16 protein-coding genes are annotated in these 14,116 nt (G+C 61.5%); 7 read left to right on the forward strand and 9 right to left on the reverse strand.

Annotated features, from left to right (window positions below; genetic code table 11):
• Nucleotides 1-81: 81 nt before the first annotated feature.
• The 3 genes from J3P73_RS02965 to J3P73_RS02975 form a co-directional block, all read right to left on the reverse strand.
• Nucleotides 82-528, reverse strand: coding sequence for an RbsD/FucU family protein (locus J3P73_RS02965; protein ID WP_018072376.1), 447 nt, complete (start codon nt 526-528; stop codon nt 82-84).
• 9 nt (nt 529-537) lie between these two features.
• Nucleotides 538-1,557, reverse strand: coding sequence for an aldo/keto reductase (locus J3P73_RS02970; protein WP_018072377.1), 1,020 nt, complete (start codon nt 1,555-1,557; stop codon nt 538-540).
• 64 nt (nt 1,558-1,621) lie between these two features.
• Nucleotides 1,622-3,124 (reverse strand): UxaA family hydrolase, encoded by a 1,503-nt coding sequence (locus tag J3P73_RS02975; RefSeq protein ID WP_018072378.1) that lies wholly within the window; start codon nt 3,122-3,124, stop codon nt 1,622-1,624.
• Between the two features lie 226 nt (nt 3,125-3,350).
• On the opposite strand from J3P73_RS02975, the gene J3P73_RS02980 reads away from it, so the two are divergent.
• Nucleotides 3,351-4,250: a GntR family transcriptional regulator gene (locus J3P73_RS02980; protein ID WP_018496522.1), complete on the forward strand. Its 900-nt coding sequence runs from the start codon at nt 3,351-3,353 to the stop codon at nt 4,248-4,250.
• Between the two features lie 65 nt (nt 4,251-4,315).
• Here the strand turns inward: J3P73_RS02980 and J3P73_RS02985 are convergent, their stop codons facing one another.
• A complete protein-coding gene (locus J3P73_RS02985; RefSeq protein ID WP_130680938.1) occupies nt 4,316-4,792 on the reverse strand; it encodes a nucleoside deaminase in 477 nt (158 codons plus the stop codon).
• A 255-nt stretch (nt 4,793-5,047) separates the two neighbouring features.
• Between J3P73_RS02985 and J3P73_RS02990 the strand changes: the two genes are divergently transcribed.
• The gene (locus J3P73_RS02990; RefSeq protein WP_075226057.1) at nt 5,048-7,057 is read left to right on the forward strand and encodes an ABC transporter ATP-binding protein/permease; all 2,010 of its coding nucleotides are present in this window, start codon (nt 5,048-5,050) and stop codon (nt 7,055-7,057) included.
• Nucleotides 7,058-7,173: 116 nt separating this feature from the next.
• Entirely contained in the window at nt 7,174-8,580 is a 1,407-nt protein-coding gene (locus J3P73_RS02995; protein ID WP_130690714.1) for an adenylate/guanylate cyclase domain-containing protein, read from the forward strand.
• Between the two features lie 133 nt (nt 8,581-8,713).
• On the opposite strand, the gene J3P73_RS03000 is transcribed toward J3P73_RS02995, so the two are convergent.
• Nucleotides 8,714-9,358 (reverse strand): hypothetical protein, encoded by a 645-nt coding sequence (locus tag J3P73_RS03000; protein WP_130706450.1) that lies wholly within the window; start codon nt 9,356-9,358, stop codon nt 8,714-8,716.
• 310 nt (nt 9,359-9,668) lie between these two features.
• The gene (locus J3P73_RS03005; protein WP_063828089.1) at nt 9,669-10,145 is read right to left on the reverse strand and encodes a MarR family winged helix-turn-helix transcriptional regulator; all 477 of its coding nucleotides are present in this window, start codon (nt 10,143-10,145) and stop codon (nt 9,669-9,671) included.
• A gap of 58 nt (nt 10,146-10,203) precedes the next feature.
• Here J3P73_RS03005 and J3P73_RS03010 point away from each other — a divergent pair, with 58 nt between their 5' ends.
• Nucleotides 10,204-10,623, forward strand: a complete 420-nt coding sequence (locus J3P73_RS03010; protein WP_075226056.1) for a cupin domain-containing protein — start codon at nt 10,204-10,206, stop codon at nt 10,621-10,623.
• Nucleotides 10,624-10,702: 79 nt separating this feature from the next.
• Here J3P73_RS03010 and J3P73_RS03015 read toward each other — a convergent pair whose 3' ends face one another.
• Together J3P73_RS03015 and J3P73_RS03020 are read right to left on the reverse strand one after the other, a co-directional pair.
• The gene (locus J3P73_RS03015) at nt 10,703-11,191 is read right to left on the reverse strand and encodes an SRPBCC family protein (protein ID WP_024321071.1); all 489 of its coding nucleotides are present in this window, start codon (nt 11,189-11,191) and stop codon (nt 10,703-10,705) included.
• Nucleotides 11,166-11,522 (reverse strand): ArsR/SmtB family transcription factor, encoded by a 357-nt coding sequence (locus J3P73_RS03020; RefSeq protein WP_018497242.1) that lies wholly within the window; start codon nt 11,520-11,522, stop codon nt 11,166-11,168. Before J3P73_RS03020 ends, J3P73_RS03015 begins: the two co-directional genes overlap by 26 nt.
• A gap of 148 nt (nt 11,523-11,670) precedes the next feature.
• Here J3P73_RS03020 and J3P73_RS03025 point away from each other — a divergent pair, with 148 nt between their 5' ends.
• The 3 genes from J3P73_RS03025 (at nt 11,671) to J3P73_RS03035 (ending at nt 13,213) form a co-directional block, all read left to right on the forward strand.
• Entirely contained in the window at nt 11,671-12,312 is a 642-nt protein-coding gene (locus J3P73_RS03025; protein WP_024321070.1) for a dihydrofolate reductase family protein, read from the forward strand.
• A 66-nt stretch (nt 12,313-12,378) separates the two neighbouring features.
• Nucleotides 12,379-12,741: an ArsR/SmtB family transcription factor gene (locus J3P73_RS03030; protein ID WP_024321069.1), complete on the forward strand. Its 363-nt coding sequence runs from the start codon at nt 12,379-12,381 to the stop codon at nt 12,739-12,741.
• A complete protein-coding gene (locus J3P73_RS03035) occupies nt 12,722-13,213 on the forward strand; it encodes an SRPBCC family protein (RefSeq protein WP_024321068.1) in 492 nt (163 codons plus the stop codon). Before J3P73_RS03030 ends, J3P73_RS03035 begins: the two co-directional genes overlap by 20 nt.
• A gap of 152 nt (nt 13,214-13,365) precedes the next feature.
• On the opposite strand, the gene J3P73_RS03040 is transcribed toward J3P73_RS03035, so the two are convergent.
• A complete protein-coding gene (locus J3P73_RS03040; RefSeq protein WP_024321067.1) occupies nt 13,366-14,100 on the reverse strand; it encodes a phosphotransferase in 735 nt (244 codons plus the stop codon).
• Nucleotides 14,101-14,116 lie beyond the last annotated feature (16 nt).

Consider the following 14,116-nt stretch of genomic DNA (forward strand, 5'->3'; position numbering starts at 1 on the left):
GCCAAACAGGCTTTTTTTCTTCGGCAAACTCCCACCAAGCAACTGATTTCATTCCAATACAACGATACCCTAAAATAGGGATCAGGCCATGTCGATCTCGTGCGGATGGACGACGCCCTTTTTCAAAATCAGGTTGCCGTACAGCCGGAATTCCGTCGTCGCGACGATGTAGGTGGCCTTGCGGGCCATCGCGTAAAACGCAAAACGCTCGACCGGCACGATGCGGAAATCGCCGGCGTGTTTGGAAACGATCTGCTGGAATTCGGTGCAGACCTCCGGCATCGCATCGGGATCGCCGACCACCTCCATCCGCCACGCCGCTTCCGGCACGAAGGTGTCGAGCGGCATGTGGGTCAGGATGGCCGCGGCCATGTCAGTGGCGCTGACGCCGTCGGCGCGAATGACCGGCGGGCCCATCGAGCCCGAGGGAAAATTGGCGTCCGATATGACGATGTCGTCGCCATGTCCCATGGTCTTCAGCGCATGAAGCAGGTCGGGGCCAAGCAGCGGATGAATACCCTTGAGCATAATCTCTCCTCAGACTCGCACAGCTTCGGCGCCGAGCGGCGGCGCGACCAGCGTATAGGGTTCGAATTCGGCATAGATCGCGTCGGCAAGCCGCGGCTCGACGATCTCCATGTTGCGCGTCAGGCTCGACGGCTTGGCCGTGCCGATCAGCACCGATGCGACGATCGGTTCGCGCAGCGGAAACTGCAGGGCGGGCGCTGCCAGCGGCACGCCGTGGCGTTTGGCGATCGCCTCCATCGCGCCGACTTTGGCAAGCACATCGTCATCAGCCGGCATATAGTCGAAATGCGAACCCGGTACCGGGCCGGTGGCGAGGATGCCGGAGTTGAAGACGCCGCCGACGACGAGCGACGTGCTCTTCTGCCGGCAAAGCGGCAGCAGTTCGGCGACGGCCGAGCGGTCGAGCAGCGTGTAGCGGCCGGCCATCAGGATGCAGTCGAGATCGGAATGGCGCATGACGTCGAGGCAGACCGGCACCTCGTTGACGCCGAGGCCGAAGGCGGAGATCGCGCCAGACGACTTCAGTTCCTCCAGCGCCTTCACGCCGGAATCGAGAAACTGCTTCTGGTGGACCGCATTCTTCGCCGCGCCATGCGTGTAGACGCCGAGATCGTGTACATAGAGAATATCGATGCGGTTGAGGCCGAGGCGGGCATAGCTGAACTCGACCGAGCGCATGATGCCGTCATAGGAATAGTCGTAATCGGCATCGAAGGAGAGCGGGTCGACATAGCTGTAATCAGGCACGGTGCCGGTCGGCACCGGCCGAAGCAGCCGGCCGACCTTGGTGGAAAGCACGTAACTGCCATCCGGCTGGTCGCGCAGAAAATCGCCGACCCGCCGTTCGGCAAGGCCGAGCCCATACCAGGGCGCCACGTCGAAATAGCGGATGCCGCTGTCCCAGGCTGCCTGCAGCGTGTCCATCGCCACCTCGCGCGGGCAGGCGCGGTAGAGGCCGCCGAGGGCGGCGGCACCGAAACTGATTTCGGTCACCTCCAGCTTGGTCTTGCCGATCCGTCTCGTCTTCATCACGCCTCCTCGCGAACAACTGCCTATTTAAAGAACTGACTATTTAAAGCGTCGCGCCCAGATGTCAGAGCGTTGCACCGAGATGCCACGGCACGAATTCATTGTCGCCGTAACCGAAGAGCTCGCTCTTGGTCTTCTTGCCCGAGGCCGTATCGACGATGAGATCGAAGATCTCGCGGCCCTTGCCGCTGATCGTGGCATCGCCGGTGGCGATCGTGCCGCAATCGATGTCCATATCCTCTTCCATCGAGGCATAGAGCGCCGAATTGCTGGAAAGCTTCAGCGACGGCGCCGGCCGACAGCCGAAGCAGCTGCCGCGGCCTGTGGTAAAGGCGATCATGTTTGCTCCGCCGGCCACCTGGCCGGTCGCCGAGACCGGATCGTAGCCGGGCGTGTCCATGAAGACGAGGCCGGGGGCCGTGACCCGCTCGGCATAACCATAGACCGCCGTCAGCGGTGAACGACCGCCCTTGGCGACGGCGCCGAGCGACTTTTCAAGGATGGTTGTGAGACCACCGCGTTTGTTGCCCGGTGACGGGTTGTTGTCGAGCGAGGCGCCGTGCAGGGCGACGTAATCTTCCCACCAGGCGATCTTGTCGTCGAGCTTCTTTGCCACCTCGTCGCTGACGGCGCGGCTGCGCAAAAGGTGCTCCGCACCATAGATTTCCGAGGTTTCCGACAGGATCGCCGTGCCGCCGGCCGCCGCCAGCAGATCGGCTGCGACACCCAGCGCCGGATTGGCGGTGATGCCGGAAAAGCCGTCCGAGCCGCCGCATTGTAGGCCGATGATGATCTCGCCGATCGACATCGGCACGCGCTTTTCCTTGCCGACATCGGCGGCGATTTCGCGCAGCATGCCCATGGCGCGCTCGACCGCGCGGCGCGAACCGCCGGCATCCTGAATGTTGAAATGCCGCTTCGAGGCGCCGGCGCCGCTCTGGCCGTAGAGCGTCAGCTGGTTGACCTCGCAGCCGAGGCCGATCATCAGCACACCGCCGAAATTCACGTGTCTGGTGTAGCCGGCCAGTGTCCGGTGCAGCACGTTCATGCCGTCGCCGGTCGAGCTCATGCCACAGCCCTGGTCGTGCACGATCGGCACGAAACCGTCGATGCCCTCGTAATGCGGCAGGATCGTCCGGTTCGCCTCGTCGGCGATCGCCCGGCAGACCGTGGTGGAACAGTTCACGCTGGCGATGATGCCGATATAGTTGCGAGTCGCCGCCCGCCCGTCGGCGCGGCGATAGCCCATGAAGGTACGCGCCTTGTCATCGACTGTGGCCGTTTCCGGCGCCGAATTGGCGGTCGCCGCCAGCCGGTCGTTTTCGAAATGCAGGTTGTGGCTGTGCACATGGTCGCCGGCCTTGACCTCGGCCGTCGTGCGGCCGATCGCCTGTCCGTATTTCACCACGGGTGACCCAAGCGGAATATCCGCTATCGCCACCTTGTGGCCGGGGTCGATCTTCTCACGGGTCTGAATGCCGGCAACCGTCGAACCTGGCGCGATTGCCGCCGTTGCGACCGCGACATTGTCGCCGGCCGAAAGGATGATCCAAGGCAGTTTGTCCAATTTATTCTCCCTGGGAAACGCTCGCTGCATCGGCGAAAGCGCATTGATTTTGTTTTTTATCTACAATAAACATTTTCAAGTCAACGGGAATATTGATCCTGTGGACGAGGGAGGCAATGAGCCGCAGGCGACCGGAATCAAGCTAAAGGTCGTTTGAACAAGCCCCGGTCTGTTCTGCCCTGCTTTGAAGCGGCACGACGGTCACGAGGGCGGAAAGCGGGGTCTGGTGGCAAGGCAGAATACGGTCTTCAAGGAAGCCTACAACAGGTATGCCGTAGCCCTGCGCACGGATACCGCACTGCCGTCGGAGCCGGAGATCGCCGCCCAGCTCGGCGTCAGCCGCTCGACGGCGCGGGCCATCCTGACGCGGCTCAGCGAAGAAGGCATCATCCGCTGGAACAAGCGCCAGAAGATCGTGCTGCGCCAACCCACAGACCATGACCTCTTTCCCTCCGAAGAAACCGACTCCCTGCATGATATCATCGAGCGCAGCTTCATGCAGCGCATCCTTGCCGATGATGCCGCACCCGGCATGCAGATCAACGAGCTGGAGCTTGCCCGCGAGATCGGCACCGGCACCACCAGCGTGCGCGAATTCCTGATCCGCTTCTCCCGTTTCGGCCTCATCGAGAAACGGCCGAACAGCCACTGGACGCTCAAAGGGTTCACCCGCGAATTCGCGCTCGAGCTTGCCGATGTGCGCGAGATGTTCGAGCTGCATTCCGCAGCCGAATTCGGCCGGCTTCCAAGGGATAATCAGAGCTGGGCCGATCTTGCCGCCATCCGCGACGAACATCACGCCATGCTTGATGACATCAACCAGCGCTTCAAGGATTTCTCCGTCCTCGACGAGCGCTTCCACTTGCTGATCCACCGCGCCTCGAAAAACCGCTTCATCGCCGATTTCTACGATGCGATCGCCATCGTCTTCCACTATCACTACCAGTGGAACAAGACCGCCGCCCGCCAGCGCAACGAGCGCGCCATCCACGAACATCTGGATTATATCGCAGCGCTGGAATCCGGCGACCAGGCCGCGATCGACGCCGCCTGCCGCGCGCATCTGCACTCCGCCCGCCAGACCCTGCTGCAATCCCTGCCGCAGATCGCCACCGAAACCGCCTGATCGGATGAGAGCAGCTCCGGGCACCGCCTCGGTGTGCCCGCCAGCGGCATTTCGGACGAAAGAGGCTATGCCTTGCCCAGATGCTTCGGCCAGAATTCCTGATGGACTGCGGCGGCTTCGTCTTCGAGGTTCGGGTCCGGGCCAACCACAGTGACGATGCGTGCGCCGGTTTGCAGCACCGCCCGGCTCGGCACGTTCAACCCGATCCCGGCGATCTCGCCAAGCCGCGTTTCGGAGCACGCAAACACCATCCGCCCGATGCCCGACCAGTAAATCGCCCCGGAGCACATCGCGCACGGCTCCGTGCTGGTGTAGAGCGTGCAGTCAGCGAGAAACGCTGTGTCGTAGTGTCGCGCCGCCAGTTTGACCAGGTTCATCTCGGCGTGGTTCGTCATATCGTGGCCGGTGAAGACGCTGTTTTCGGCGCGCAGGATGACTTCGCCGTCCTTCGCCAGCAGCGAGCCAAACGGTTCGTTGCCGTTTTCCACCGCGGATTTCGAGAGCGCAATCGCCTCGCGCAAAAACGGCTCGTGGTTTTCCATCAGGATTTCCCCAGACACTAGAGCGGGATGATCTTGTCTTGAATCGAAGGGATTTCCAAGGGGTGCAAATCAGATTCAAAATGCTGGCTGGGGGAAGGGGGCCGCACCCTCTCCGTTTCCCGCCCACCTCTCGCAGGGCACGTCCCCTCTCTCCGTTTTTTACGGGGAGAGGGTTAGAGTGAGGAGCAGATGTTTTCGATAGGGCGGATGGCAGCCCTCATGAAACATTTCGACGTGTAAGCCGTTATCGCGCTTATGGCCGACGCTAAACGCAATCCGACATCGGTCGACGGCACCGACGAACCGCACGGTGCCGACAAGACACGCCAAGAGAGGGCATCGACTGTTGAGGTCGGGCCGCCGCCCAATATCATTGAACCCGATCCGGAGTTGACGCCTGAGGAGGCCGAGGAGGCGCGCAAGCGGTATCTGCTCAAGCGTTTCTGGATCAGCGCGCGCCGTTACTGGGGCAGCGGTGGCGACAAGTTCGCTTGGCCCTTCTCGATCGGGCTGTTGGCGATGATCTGCATGAATGTCGGCTTCCAGTACGGCATCAATCGCTGGAACCGGGGGATCTTCGACGCCATAGAGCGACACGATGCCGGGACTGTCTTTTACCTCAGCGGCGTGTTCGTGCCGCTCGTGCTCGGAAGCGTCATCCTGGTCACCGCACAAGTCTATGTTCGCATGATGATCCAGCGCCGGTGGCGTTCCTGGCTCGCGACCGCGGTCATCGCGCGCTGGCTTGCAAACGGCCGATATTATCAGCTGAACCTCATCGGCGGCGACCACAAGAACCCCGAGGCGCGCATCTCGGAGGATTTGCGGATTGCTACGGAAGCCCCTGTCGATTTCATCGCTGGTGTCATTTCCGCTTTCCTGTCGGCCTCGACCTTCATCGTGGTGCTGTGGACGATTGGCGGAGCCTTGACCCTGCCGATCGGAGGGTTGACCGTCACCATTCCCGGCTTTCTCGTCGTTACAGCGGTCCTCTATGCGGTGATCACCTCCAGCGTGATCGCGGTGATCGGCCGCCATTTTGTGCAGGTCTCCGAGGTCAAGAATCAGGTAGAGGCCGAATTTCGCTACACGCTGACGCATGTGCGGGAAAACGGCGAGAGCATCGCGCTTCTCGGCGGCGAGGAGGAGGAGCGCAATGACCTCGACAAGACCTTCGGCAACGTGCTGAGACAATGGGCGCTGCTTGCCCGCCAGCACATGCGCACGACGTTTGTGTCGCATGGGTCGATGCTGATTGCGCCTGTCGTGCCGCTCCTGCTTTGCGCACCAAAATTTCTGGAAGGCAGCATGTCGCTGGGTGAGGTCATGCAGGCAGCGTCGGCCTTCGCCATCGTCCAGACCGCCTTCGGATGGCTGGTTGACAATTATCCGCGTCTTGCCGACTGGAACGCCTGCGCGCGGCGCGTCGCGTCGCTGATGATGTCGCTCGACGGGCTGGAGCGTGCCGAACAGAGCGACTCGCTCGGACGCATCAAGCATGGTGAAACCGAAGGCGAGGCGATGCTCAGCCTCAACGATCTCGCCGTCTCGCTCGATGACGGAACCGCCGTGGTCACGGAAACCCAAGTGGAGATCGAACCCGGCGAGCGGGTGCTGGTATCAGGCGAATCCGGCTCGGGCAAGAGCACGCTGGTGCGGGCGATCTCAGGGCTTTGGCCGTGGGGTCACGGCAGCGTCGATTTCCACGCCGACAGACGGTTGTTCATGTTGCCGCAGCGGCCCTACATCCCCTCGGGCACGCTTCGCCGCGCCGTCGCCTATCCCAATGCTGCCGATGGCTGGACGCTGGATGAGATCAAGGCGGCGCTCGACAAGGTGGGGCTCGATTATCTCTGCGAGAAACTCGAGGAAGAGGCGCCATGGGATCAGACCTTGTCGGGAGGCGAAAAGCAGCGGCTCGCCTTTGCGCGCCTCCTCCTGCACAATCCCGATATCATCGTGCTCGATGAAGCAACGTCGGCTCTCGACGAGAAGAGCCAGGACAGGATGATGGAGATGGTGATCCGGGAATTGCCCAAAGTCACCATCGTCAGTGTCGGGCATCGCGCCGAGCTGGAAGCCTTCCATAGCCGCAAGATCACACTGGAGCGGCGCGAGGGCGGCGCAAAGCTCGTCAGCGATATCGACCTCGTTCCACGCAAGAGAAAACGAACCGTGCTTTCACGCCTCCTGGACCAGCGGCGCTCCCTGCCGAAAGGCGGCGAGAGTTCGAGCGAGGTCGCGCTGCCCGGGAATAAGAATTGAAGTCAGAAGATAGGCAAGCAAGCAGCGTCCCGGTGTCGAGATATCTATCCGGACGTTTGCGTGTTATAATTCCTCCGGACCGGCGTCTTCCGCCGTGGCACACAGAGACTTGTCGAATGAGCGAAGTGGACGTGCTTTTTGCAGCCCTGCGACAGGCGGCCGACCCGCAGACGGTCGAGTGCATCGAAAATCTGGTCATGCGCGGCTCGGACCGCGACCTCAACCGCATCAATGCGCTCGCCTTTGCCGATGCGCATGGTCTCGATCAAGAGAAAACCATCGCGGCATTTCTGCACGCCGCCCGCATCGGTGCGTTCGAGATGACCTGGAACGTGCTTTGCCCGGGATGCGGCGGCGTCCTCGACACCGGCGCGACGCTGAAAACCGTCGACCGGGAGACCTATCATTGCGCGCTCTGTGCGGCCGGATACGAGCCGACCCTCGACGAGATGGTCGAGGTCACGTTCACCGTCAGTCCGCGCGTGCGCAGGATTGCTGCCCACGATCCCGATCGGCTGCCGCCGTTCGAGTACTACCGCCAGATCTTCTTCAGCTCCGGGGTAGACCTGCCTGACGATCTCGAAGCGAGGTTTAAACACATCCAGTTGGAGATGATCGAGCTGGATCCGGGCGAGAAGGCCTTCGTCTCGCTGCAGCTGCCGGCGCAATTCGTCATCATATTCGATCCGGTGACACACTCGGCGCAGTTCATCGATGTGCAGGGTGAGCCCACCGACGAACGTCAGACCCTCTCGATGGTCATCAGTCACGGCCATGCGCTGAACGAAACGGTGACCCTGCGTCCCGGCTTGCTGCGTCTGACGCTGGAGAACCACACCGATCGCAGGGTGGTGCCGAACGTCTGCATCGCAGGAGACGAGCTGCACGACATACTGGGCCGCAGGCGAGCTTTCCTGACAGCCCAGCGTCTGCTGACGAACCAGAGCTTCCGGGACATCTACCGGACCGACACGCTCGACATCGACCAGCGCCTCAAGATCACCAGCCTGACATTCCTCTTCACCGACTTGAGGGGCTCGACCGCGCTTTACGAGCGCGTCGGAGATCTTGCCGCTTTCGATCTGGTGCGGGCGCATTTCAGGGTCCTTCACGAGATCGTCGCCACAGAGGCCGGAGCTGTCGTCAAGACCATCGGCGACGCGGTGATGGCGACCTTCCCGAGCCCGGACCGGGCCGTCGCCGCCGCCCTCAGGATGCGTGAAGCGATGCTTGCGCTGAATGCCGAACGCGGCAGCGAGGATCTTCTCCTGAAGATCGGCATCCATGAGGGCCCATGCCTCGCCGTCAGCATGAACGACCGGCAGGACTATTTCGGCCAGACCGTCAACATCGCCTCGCGTGTCCAGGGCCTTGCCGAACCCCAGGTGATCCTGACGACGGAGGCGATCGTCGGCAATGCGCAGGTTTCGGAGATTCTGCGAGAGAGCGGCATCACATCCGCCTCCCGGATGGCGGAGCTGCAGGGCATCGGGAGGGAAGTGAGGATTTTTGCGTTGTCGTGAGGTTTTGTCCTTGTTGGCCGGGCCTCGAGGGTGCTCAGTCACGGTGCGTGGAGGAAACAACTGAGCGTGGGGTGAATTGCTGGCGGGCAGGGGGCTGGTGACTACGCTCGGCTCGGCGCGGTCATCTAAAAAGTCAGCCGCAGCTAAATTGCAGGCCTAAGCGCGGCTCGATGGAATTTCCCGCTGGAACGAATCTAACCTCGTTGCCGCGTCCTTGCCCGCCTGTCGCGACCAGCCCAAACTTCCCGAGGTATTTCAGGCCGGCATAATATCTTGACGGAGGTGGCGAGCTTGGAATGGCGCCGCTGGGATCATTTGCTCGGATGTATTCGAAAAGGCGGGGCGTTCCAGGATCGATATCCTCGTCAGCGGGATCCGATCCGAAGAACGACAGGCGTTCTGCAAGCGGAGTACGCTTCGGGATATTGCCTTTTTCACACGTGGTCCAATAAGCCCCTTGTTTCGGCTGAAAGAAATGGAGCCCATAGCCCGTTCCGAAATAGTATGTCTGTCCATCATCGCTGGCATAGACAACCATCCCGGAATTGTAGGGCTTTTTCCATATTTCAGTCCATTTGCTTGATGGCGACGACCAAAGTGCCCCGAACTTTCTAATGGTCCACCGCTCTTCCATGCCCCAGCCCCAAGCCATGCTGTAGGTCAATTCGTAGCCTGGAGGCTCAAGCCGAATTGTGGTCGACCGCGTCATTGCGACATGCCAGGCGGCGTAGACGAGGCAAACCATCCCGACAACAACAACGAAAGCGCGGCGCATCATTCTTCCCCAAACGCATGTCATGCGATTGCAATTTTTAGCTGCGATTTCTCGCCTCTGGAACTAATAATTTTCGGATGCCGGGTGGGCTCTATTGGCGCATTCCGGAAGTGAACGGCCTTCCACCTGTTCCCCCTTGCGGGCTGTTGGACCTTCTACCGACCGGAGAGGCAAGATGCCGGGCAGCTTTGCACCGGTCGCAGCGGCGAGCAGTGGGCCTAGCCACTAATTCCGGTAGACTTATATCGGCTAATATTCATGCGTTCAGGCTGGCTCACCTTCGGAGGTAAGGCTCTCGAACCGTGTTGAGTTTTCAGCGGTTTGCCGGTTCCTGTGCTTTGGTCGACAGCTGCCTCAACACATCGACGAAGTCATCGAAGCGCTCTTTTCCAACCTCTTTCGACCATTGCTCATGCAACTGCCGAAGACATGCGAAAATGGCTGCGACGACGTCATGTCCCCGTGGCGTCAGATAGACCAATCGGCGATCGCTGCCGTCGGCCGCGCGCCGCTCGACATAGCCCAGCTCTTCAAGCTGGCTGAGCAGGTAGTTCACAGCCTGTCGCGACATCCGCTTCTGACGCGCGAGCTCGGACGGTCTCATGCCATCCGGCAACGGAAACGAGAACACGGCAAAATGCGGCTCCTGGAAGTCGGTAAAGCCCGCCTCGTGAATGGCTTGCAGCATGCGGTCGCGCACATGCTGCCAGACAATGCGCAGCAGCGCGCCGAAGAAGGGCGGGCCGGGCAACGCGTCCGGAATTGAATGCGGGGGCAATGGGATTGACATGTATGTAAAGTCACTTTACGTTTCGATGTAAAGTTACTTTACATTGTGGGGACCTGAGATGGAAGCGGTACGAAACGATATTGTGCGGATCGAGCAACTCGAACTGCGTTTTCTCATCAGTGAAGCCGGCGCGACGGTGTTCGAATTCACGGTGCCGTCTCGGGCGCGCGTGCCGGCTCCGCACTGTCATCGGGATGCCGACGAATTCCTCTACGGTCTTGAAGGCGCGCTCACCGTCATCGTCGACGGGCAGACGCGCGAGATTCGCGCCGGCGACGCCATATTCATTCCGCGAGGCGCGGTGCACCATCACGAGAACCTGCATGACGGCACAGCCAAGGTCTTGGCGACCATCACGCCGGGTACAATTGGACGGCGTTATTTCGAGGAAATTGCCGAGGTGGTGAACGTGCCCGGTAAACCGAACCTCGCCAAGGCCAATGAGATCATGCTCCGCCACGGACTGGTCCCGGTCTGATTATTTCAGCTAGCAGCTCGATCTGCACGCCGCCTCGGCCATCGCCATCTGGTGCGAGCGGCACCGAGCCACCAAGGGCTCAGCCGTCCAGCCAGGCGGCGAGTCCATCCAGCGTCTGCAGCCCGTATTCCACCGCGCCGAAGCCGATGACCACCTGACGCCGCTTGGCGCTGGGGTGGAGCTGGCGCAAGGTCAGCACCGTCTTGCCGTCGGCCTGCTCATCGAAGGTCACCGTGGCGCGGAAACGGTCGGGGTCGTCGGGGTCGGGCGTGCCATAGTCCATGACGATCCGCTCGTTCGGCACGATCTCCAGAAAGCGCATGAGGTTCGGGAAGCGCTGCTGCTTGCCCTCGAACACGCCCACCATGTCGAACCGCCAGACCCCACCCTCGCGGATATCGGCTTCGTGGGTCTCGATGCTGAGACCGGCCGGGCCGTACCATTCGCCAAGCGCCTTGGGGTCCATCCAGGCGGCAAAGACCTTGTCGCGTGGGTGGTCGAGCAGCTTCACCAGCACGATTTCGCGGTCGAGCGACCATGTCTCAAACAGGTTTGCCATGTCCTTCATCGTCCTCTTCGGTTTTGTCCAGGTAGACTTCCAGGCGATCCAACCGCTCGGTCCAGCGCCGGCGCTCCGATACCATCCAGTCCGCCGCCTCGTCGAAGCGCGCCTCCACCAGCCGGCACCAGCGGCTGCGCCCGCGCTTCTCGCTGGCGATCAGTCCGCAATCTTCCAGCACCTTGAGATGCTGGGCGAAGGAGGGCAGCGCCATGTCGAAAGGCTCGGCAAGCGCGCTGACCGGCAACTCGCCCTCAACCAGCCGCGACACCACAGCACGGCGGGTCGGGTCGCTGAGAGCGTGAAAGGCGAGGTCGAGGGGGGTCGAATGGTAAGGCATATCAATCCGTAAATTGGTCGGTGGCGGCGGTCAAGGATAAAAAGGTACTTGCCTTAGTATCGGGCTCGAAATATGAAGGTAGTTGCCTTAGTGTTTGGCCCCGAATGCAGGGGCCGCTGTGGTGCAACACCTTTCAAGGAGGACTCCAATGGTAGTTCGTGTCGATCTCATGATCTCGCTCGATGGTTTCGCTACAACGACGGACCAGACGCCCGAAACCCCGTTCGGCGAGGACTGGCCGCGTCTCGTCGGCGCATATGCGGCAACGCGAACGTTCCGTGAGCGCGTGCTCAAGGATACGACGGGAGCGGGAACCACAGGTCTCGACGACGAATATGCGAAGGAATATTTCGAGAATGTGGGCGCCGAGATCATGGGCGCCGGCATGTTCGGACTGCACAACTTTCCCGACGATCCGAACTGGCGCGGCTGGTGGGGCGACGAGCCACCGTTCGGGTGCCCGGTCTTCGTCCTCACCCACAAGCCACGGCCTTCCATCGAGATGGCCGGCGGGACGACTTTCCACTTCCTCAATACCACCCCTGTTGATGCGCTCCAGCAGGCCGTGAGGGTCGCAAACGGCAAGGATGTCAGGATAGGCGGTGGTCCTACCGTCGTTCGCGACTATCTCAAAGCCGGCCTCGTCGACCGCCTTCACGTGGCGATCACGCCGATTTTGCTCGGGCGCGGCATCCGCCTATGGGACGATTTGCGCGGCTTGGAAGCCGGCTGCACAATCAAGGCAGAAACGTCACCGAGCGGCACCGTCCACCTGACTTTCCAACGCTAGCCGCTAGCCTGAGACCGATCTCGGCCTCTTGCATGACGCCGATCTGCGTGCTAGACACTGAACCAGATGGTTCAGTTTTCGACAGCCCGCCTTGATGCCTCCTTCGCCGCGCTCTCGGACGCCACGCGACGTGGCGTTCTGGAGCAGCTCGGACGTGCGGATGCTTCGATCACGGAGCTTGCAGAGACGTTTCACATGACCCTCACGGGCATGAAGAAGCACGTCAGCCTCTTGGAACAGGCGGGGCTGGTGACGACGGAGAAGGTCGGCCGTGTGCGGACCTGCAGGCTCGGCCTGCGCGGGTTCGAGGAAGAGGCGGCCTGGATCGAAGCGCGCCGCCAGATCTGGAACGCACGCTTCGACGCGCTGGATGACGTCGTCGAGGCCCTGAAACGGAAGGAGAAAATCGATGGGAGACAGAGCGAGTAACGGCCGCACGGTGGTCGAACGGAGGTCGGAGCGCGAACTCGTGGTGACGCGCACCTTCAACGGCCCGGTTCGCCTCGTATTCGACGCGTGGACCAAGCCCGAATTGTTCAAGCTATGGTGGGCGCCGAAGTCGATGGGCGTGCCCTTACTTTCCTGCGAGATGGATGTTCGCACCGGGGGCAGTTATCGCATCACGTTCGGACACGACGCCTCGGATGCCATGGCCTTCTTCGGCAAATATCTCGACGTGTCGCCGCCTTCGCGCCTCGTCTGGACCAATGACGAAAGCGAGGGCGCCGCCGTCACCACGGTGACCTTCGAGGAAGAGGACGGCAGGACGCTGCTGGTCCTGCAGGAACTCTATCCCTCGAACGAAGCGCTCGACGAGGCTTTCGTCGGCATGGAAGACGCGATGCCCGAGCAGTTCGAGCAGTTGGATGAACTTCTCATCACGCTCAGCGCGAGCGAGTGACAGCTCAACTCAATCGGCCATGCCTCAAACAGAGAAGAAACAGGGAATTGGCGCAGCGTGACTACTTTCCTGAAGTCCGCTACCACACAATGTTCCGCTGGCGTTGGCGCAATTCACAGGTGGATGCCGCCCGTCGATCCGCCGGAAAGGCTCTAAACCGCTCGAACTTCGGCAAGCCGCCTGACTGCGTAATCGTCCTGCCAGCAGACGGCGGCTTCCCATGCGGCTGAGGCTTGCGCGGCGATGTCATACGCGCCGTCGTCGAGATCGGCAGCGTTGTCGGGCAGCACCAGGTCAAGGTCGGGGACGTCGACATGTGATTCATCCCAGTCGATCAACGCGACCCGATCTGCAGTCATGCGGACGTTGGCAGGGCTGTTGGGGTTGCCGTGGACAACGCATGTCTGACGCCCGATGAGCCGCGCCCACGCTGCCCGACATCGAATAACGGCCTCAGGCGGCATCGCGGCAAGGTTGATCCTCGTTCCGGTCTCAGTATGCAGGAGGTTGGTCGACGATCGCCAGCCCGGGCGCTGCGGCCAGCCCTGCGTCAGCCGATGCAGCTCGCGCAGCGTGTCGGCGACGCGACGCCAGTCGGCCTCCGTCTCGGGCGGTCCGCCCTCCATGTATTTCATCACCACCAAGCCGTTCACGAACAGCCGGCCGTCAGTCGTCGGGATCGGCACTGGAACGGTCATGCCTTCACGGTCGAGGTATTGGAGCAGCTCGGTTTCCCATTCGAGATCAGCGTCGCTCCTGGTGCCGAGACGAGCGACCACGATCTGCCCGTTTAAGCGAACGCTCCACACGTCGTTGGCAACTCCACCCGTGAGCCGTTCGATGCGAACTGCGTCTTCACCCCATTGCCCGAGTGCTTCCCATCCCATTGGCGATACCCTTGGA

Source organism: Rhizobium ruizarguesonis, assembly GCF_017357285.1.
Classification (GTDB): domain Bacteria; phylum Pseudomonadota; class Alphaproteobacteria; order Rhizobiales; family Rhizobiaceae; genus Rhizobium; species Rhizobium ruizarguesonis.

What these genes read in the sequence shown, in the direction of transcription:
- J3P73_RS03040 (WP_024321067.1), bottom strand. Translation starts at nt 14,100, where the DNA reads ATGGGATGGGAAGCACTCGGGCAATGGGGTGAAGACGCAGTTCGCATC.
- J3P73_RS03000 (WP_130706450.1), bottom strand. Translation starts at nt 9,358, where the DNA reads ATGATGCGCCGCGCTTTCGTTGTTGTTGTCGGGATGGTTTGCCTCGTC.
- J3P73_RS03015 (WP_024321071.1), bottom strand. Translation starts at nt 11,191, where the DNA reads ATGAAGGACATGGCAAACCTGTTTGAGACATGGTCGCTCGACCGCGAA.
- J3P73_RS03020 (WP_018497242.1), bottom strand. Translation starts at nt 11,522, where the DNA reads ATGCCTTACCATTCGACCCCCCTCGACCTCGCCTTTCACGCTCTCAGC.
- J3P73_RS02995 (WP_130690714.1), top strand. Translation starts at nt 7,174, where the DNA reads ATGAGCGAAGTGGACGTGCTTTTTGCAGCCCTGCGACAGGCGGCCGAC.
- J3P73_RS02965 (WP_018072376.1), bottom strand. Translation starts at nt 528, where the DNA reads ATGCTCAAGGGTATTCATCCGCTGCTTGGCCCCGACCTGCTTCATGCG.
- J3P73_RS03035 (WP_024321068.1), top strand. Translation starts at nt 12,722, where the DNA reads ATGGGAGACAGAGCGAGTAACGGCCGCACGGTGGTCGAACGGAGGTCG.
- J3P73_RS03030 (WP_024321069.1), top strand. Translation starts at nt 12,379, where the DNA reads ATGGTTCAGTTTTCGACAGCCCGCCTTGATGCCTCCTTCGCCGCGCTC.
- J3P73_RS03005 (WP_063828089.1), bottom strand. Translation starts at nt 10,145, where the DNA reads ATGTCAATCCCATTGCCCCCGCATTCAATTCCGGACGCGTTGCCCGGC.
- J3P73_RS03010 (WP_075226056.1), top strand. Translation starts at nt 10,204, where the DNA reads ATGGAAGCGGTACGAAACGATATTGTGCGGATCGAGCAACTCGAACTG.
- J3P73_RS02970 (WP_018072377.1), bottom strand. Translation starts at nt 1,557, where the DNA reads ATGAAGACGAGACGGATCGGCAAGACCAAGCTGGAGGTGACCGAAATC.
- J3P73_RS02990 (WP_075226057.1), top strand. Translation starts at nt 5,048, where the DNA reads ATGGCCGACGCTAAACGCAATCCGACATCGGTCGACGGCACCGACGAA.
- J3P73_RS03025 (WP_024321070.1), top strand. Translation starts at nt 11,671, where the DNA reads ATGGTAGTTCGTGTCGATCTCATGATCTCGCTCGATGGTTTCGCTACA.
- J3P73_RS02985 (WP_130680938.1), bottom strand. Translation starts at nt 4,792, where the DNA reads ATGGAAAACCACGAGCCGTTTTTGCGCGAGGCGATTGCGCTCTCGAAA.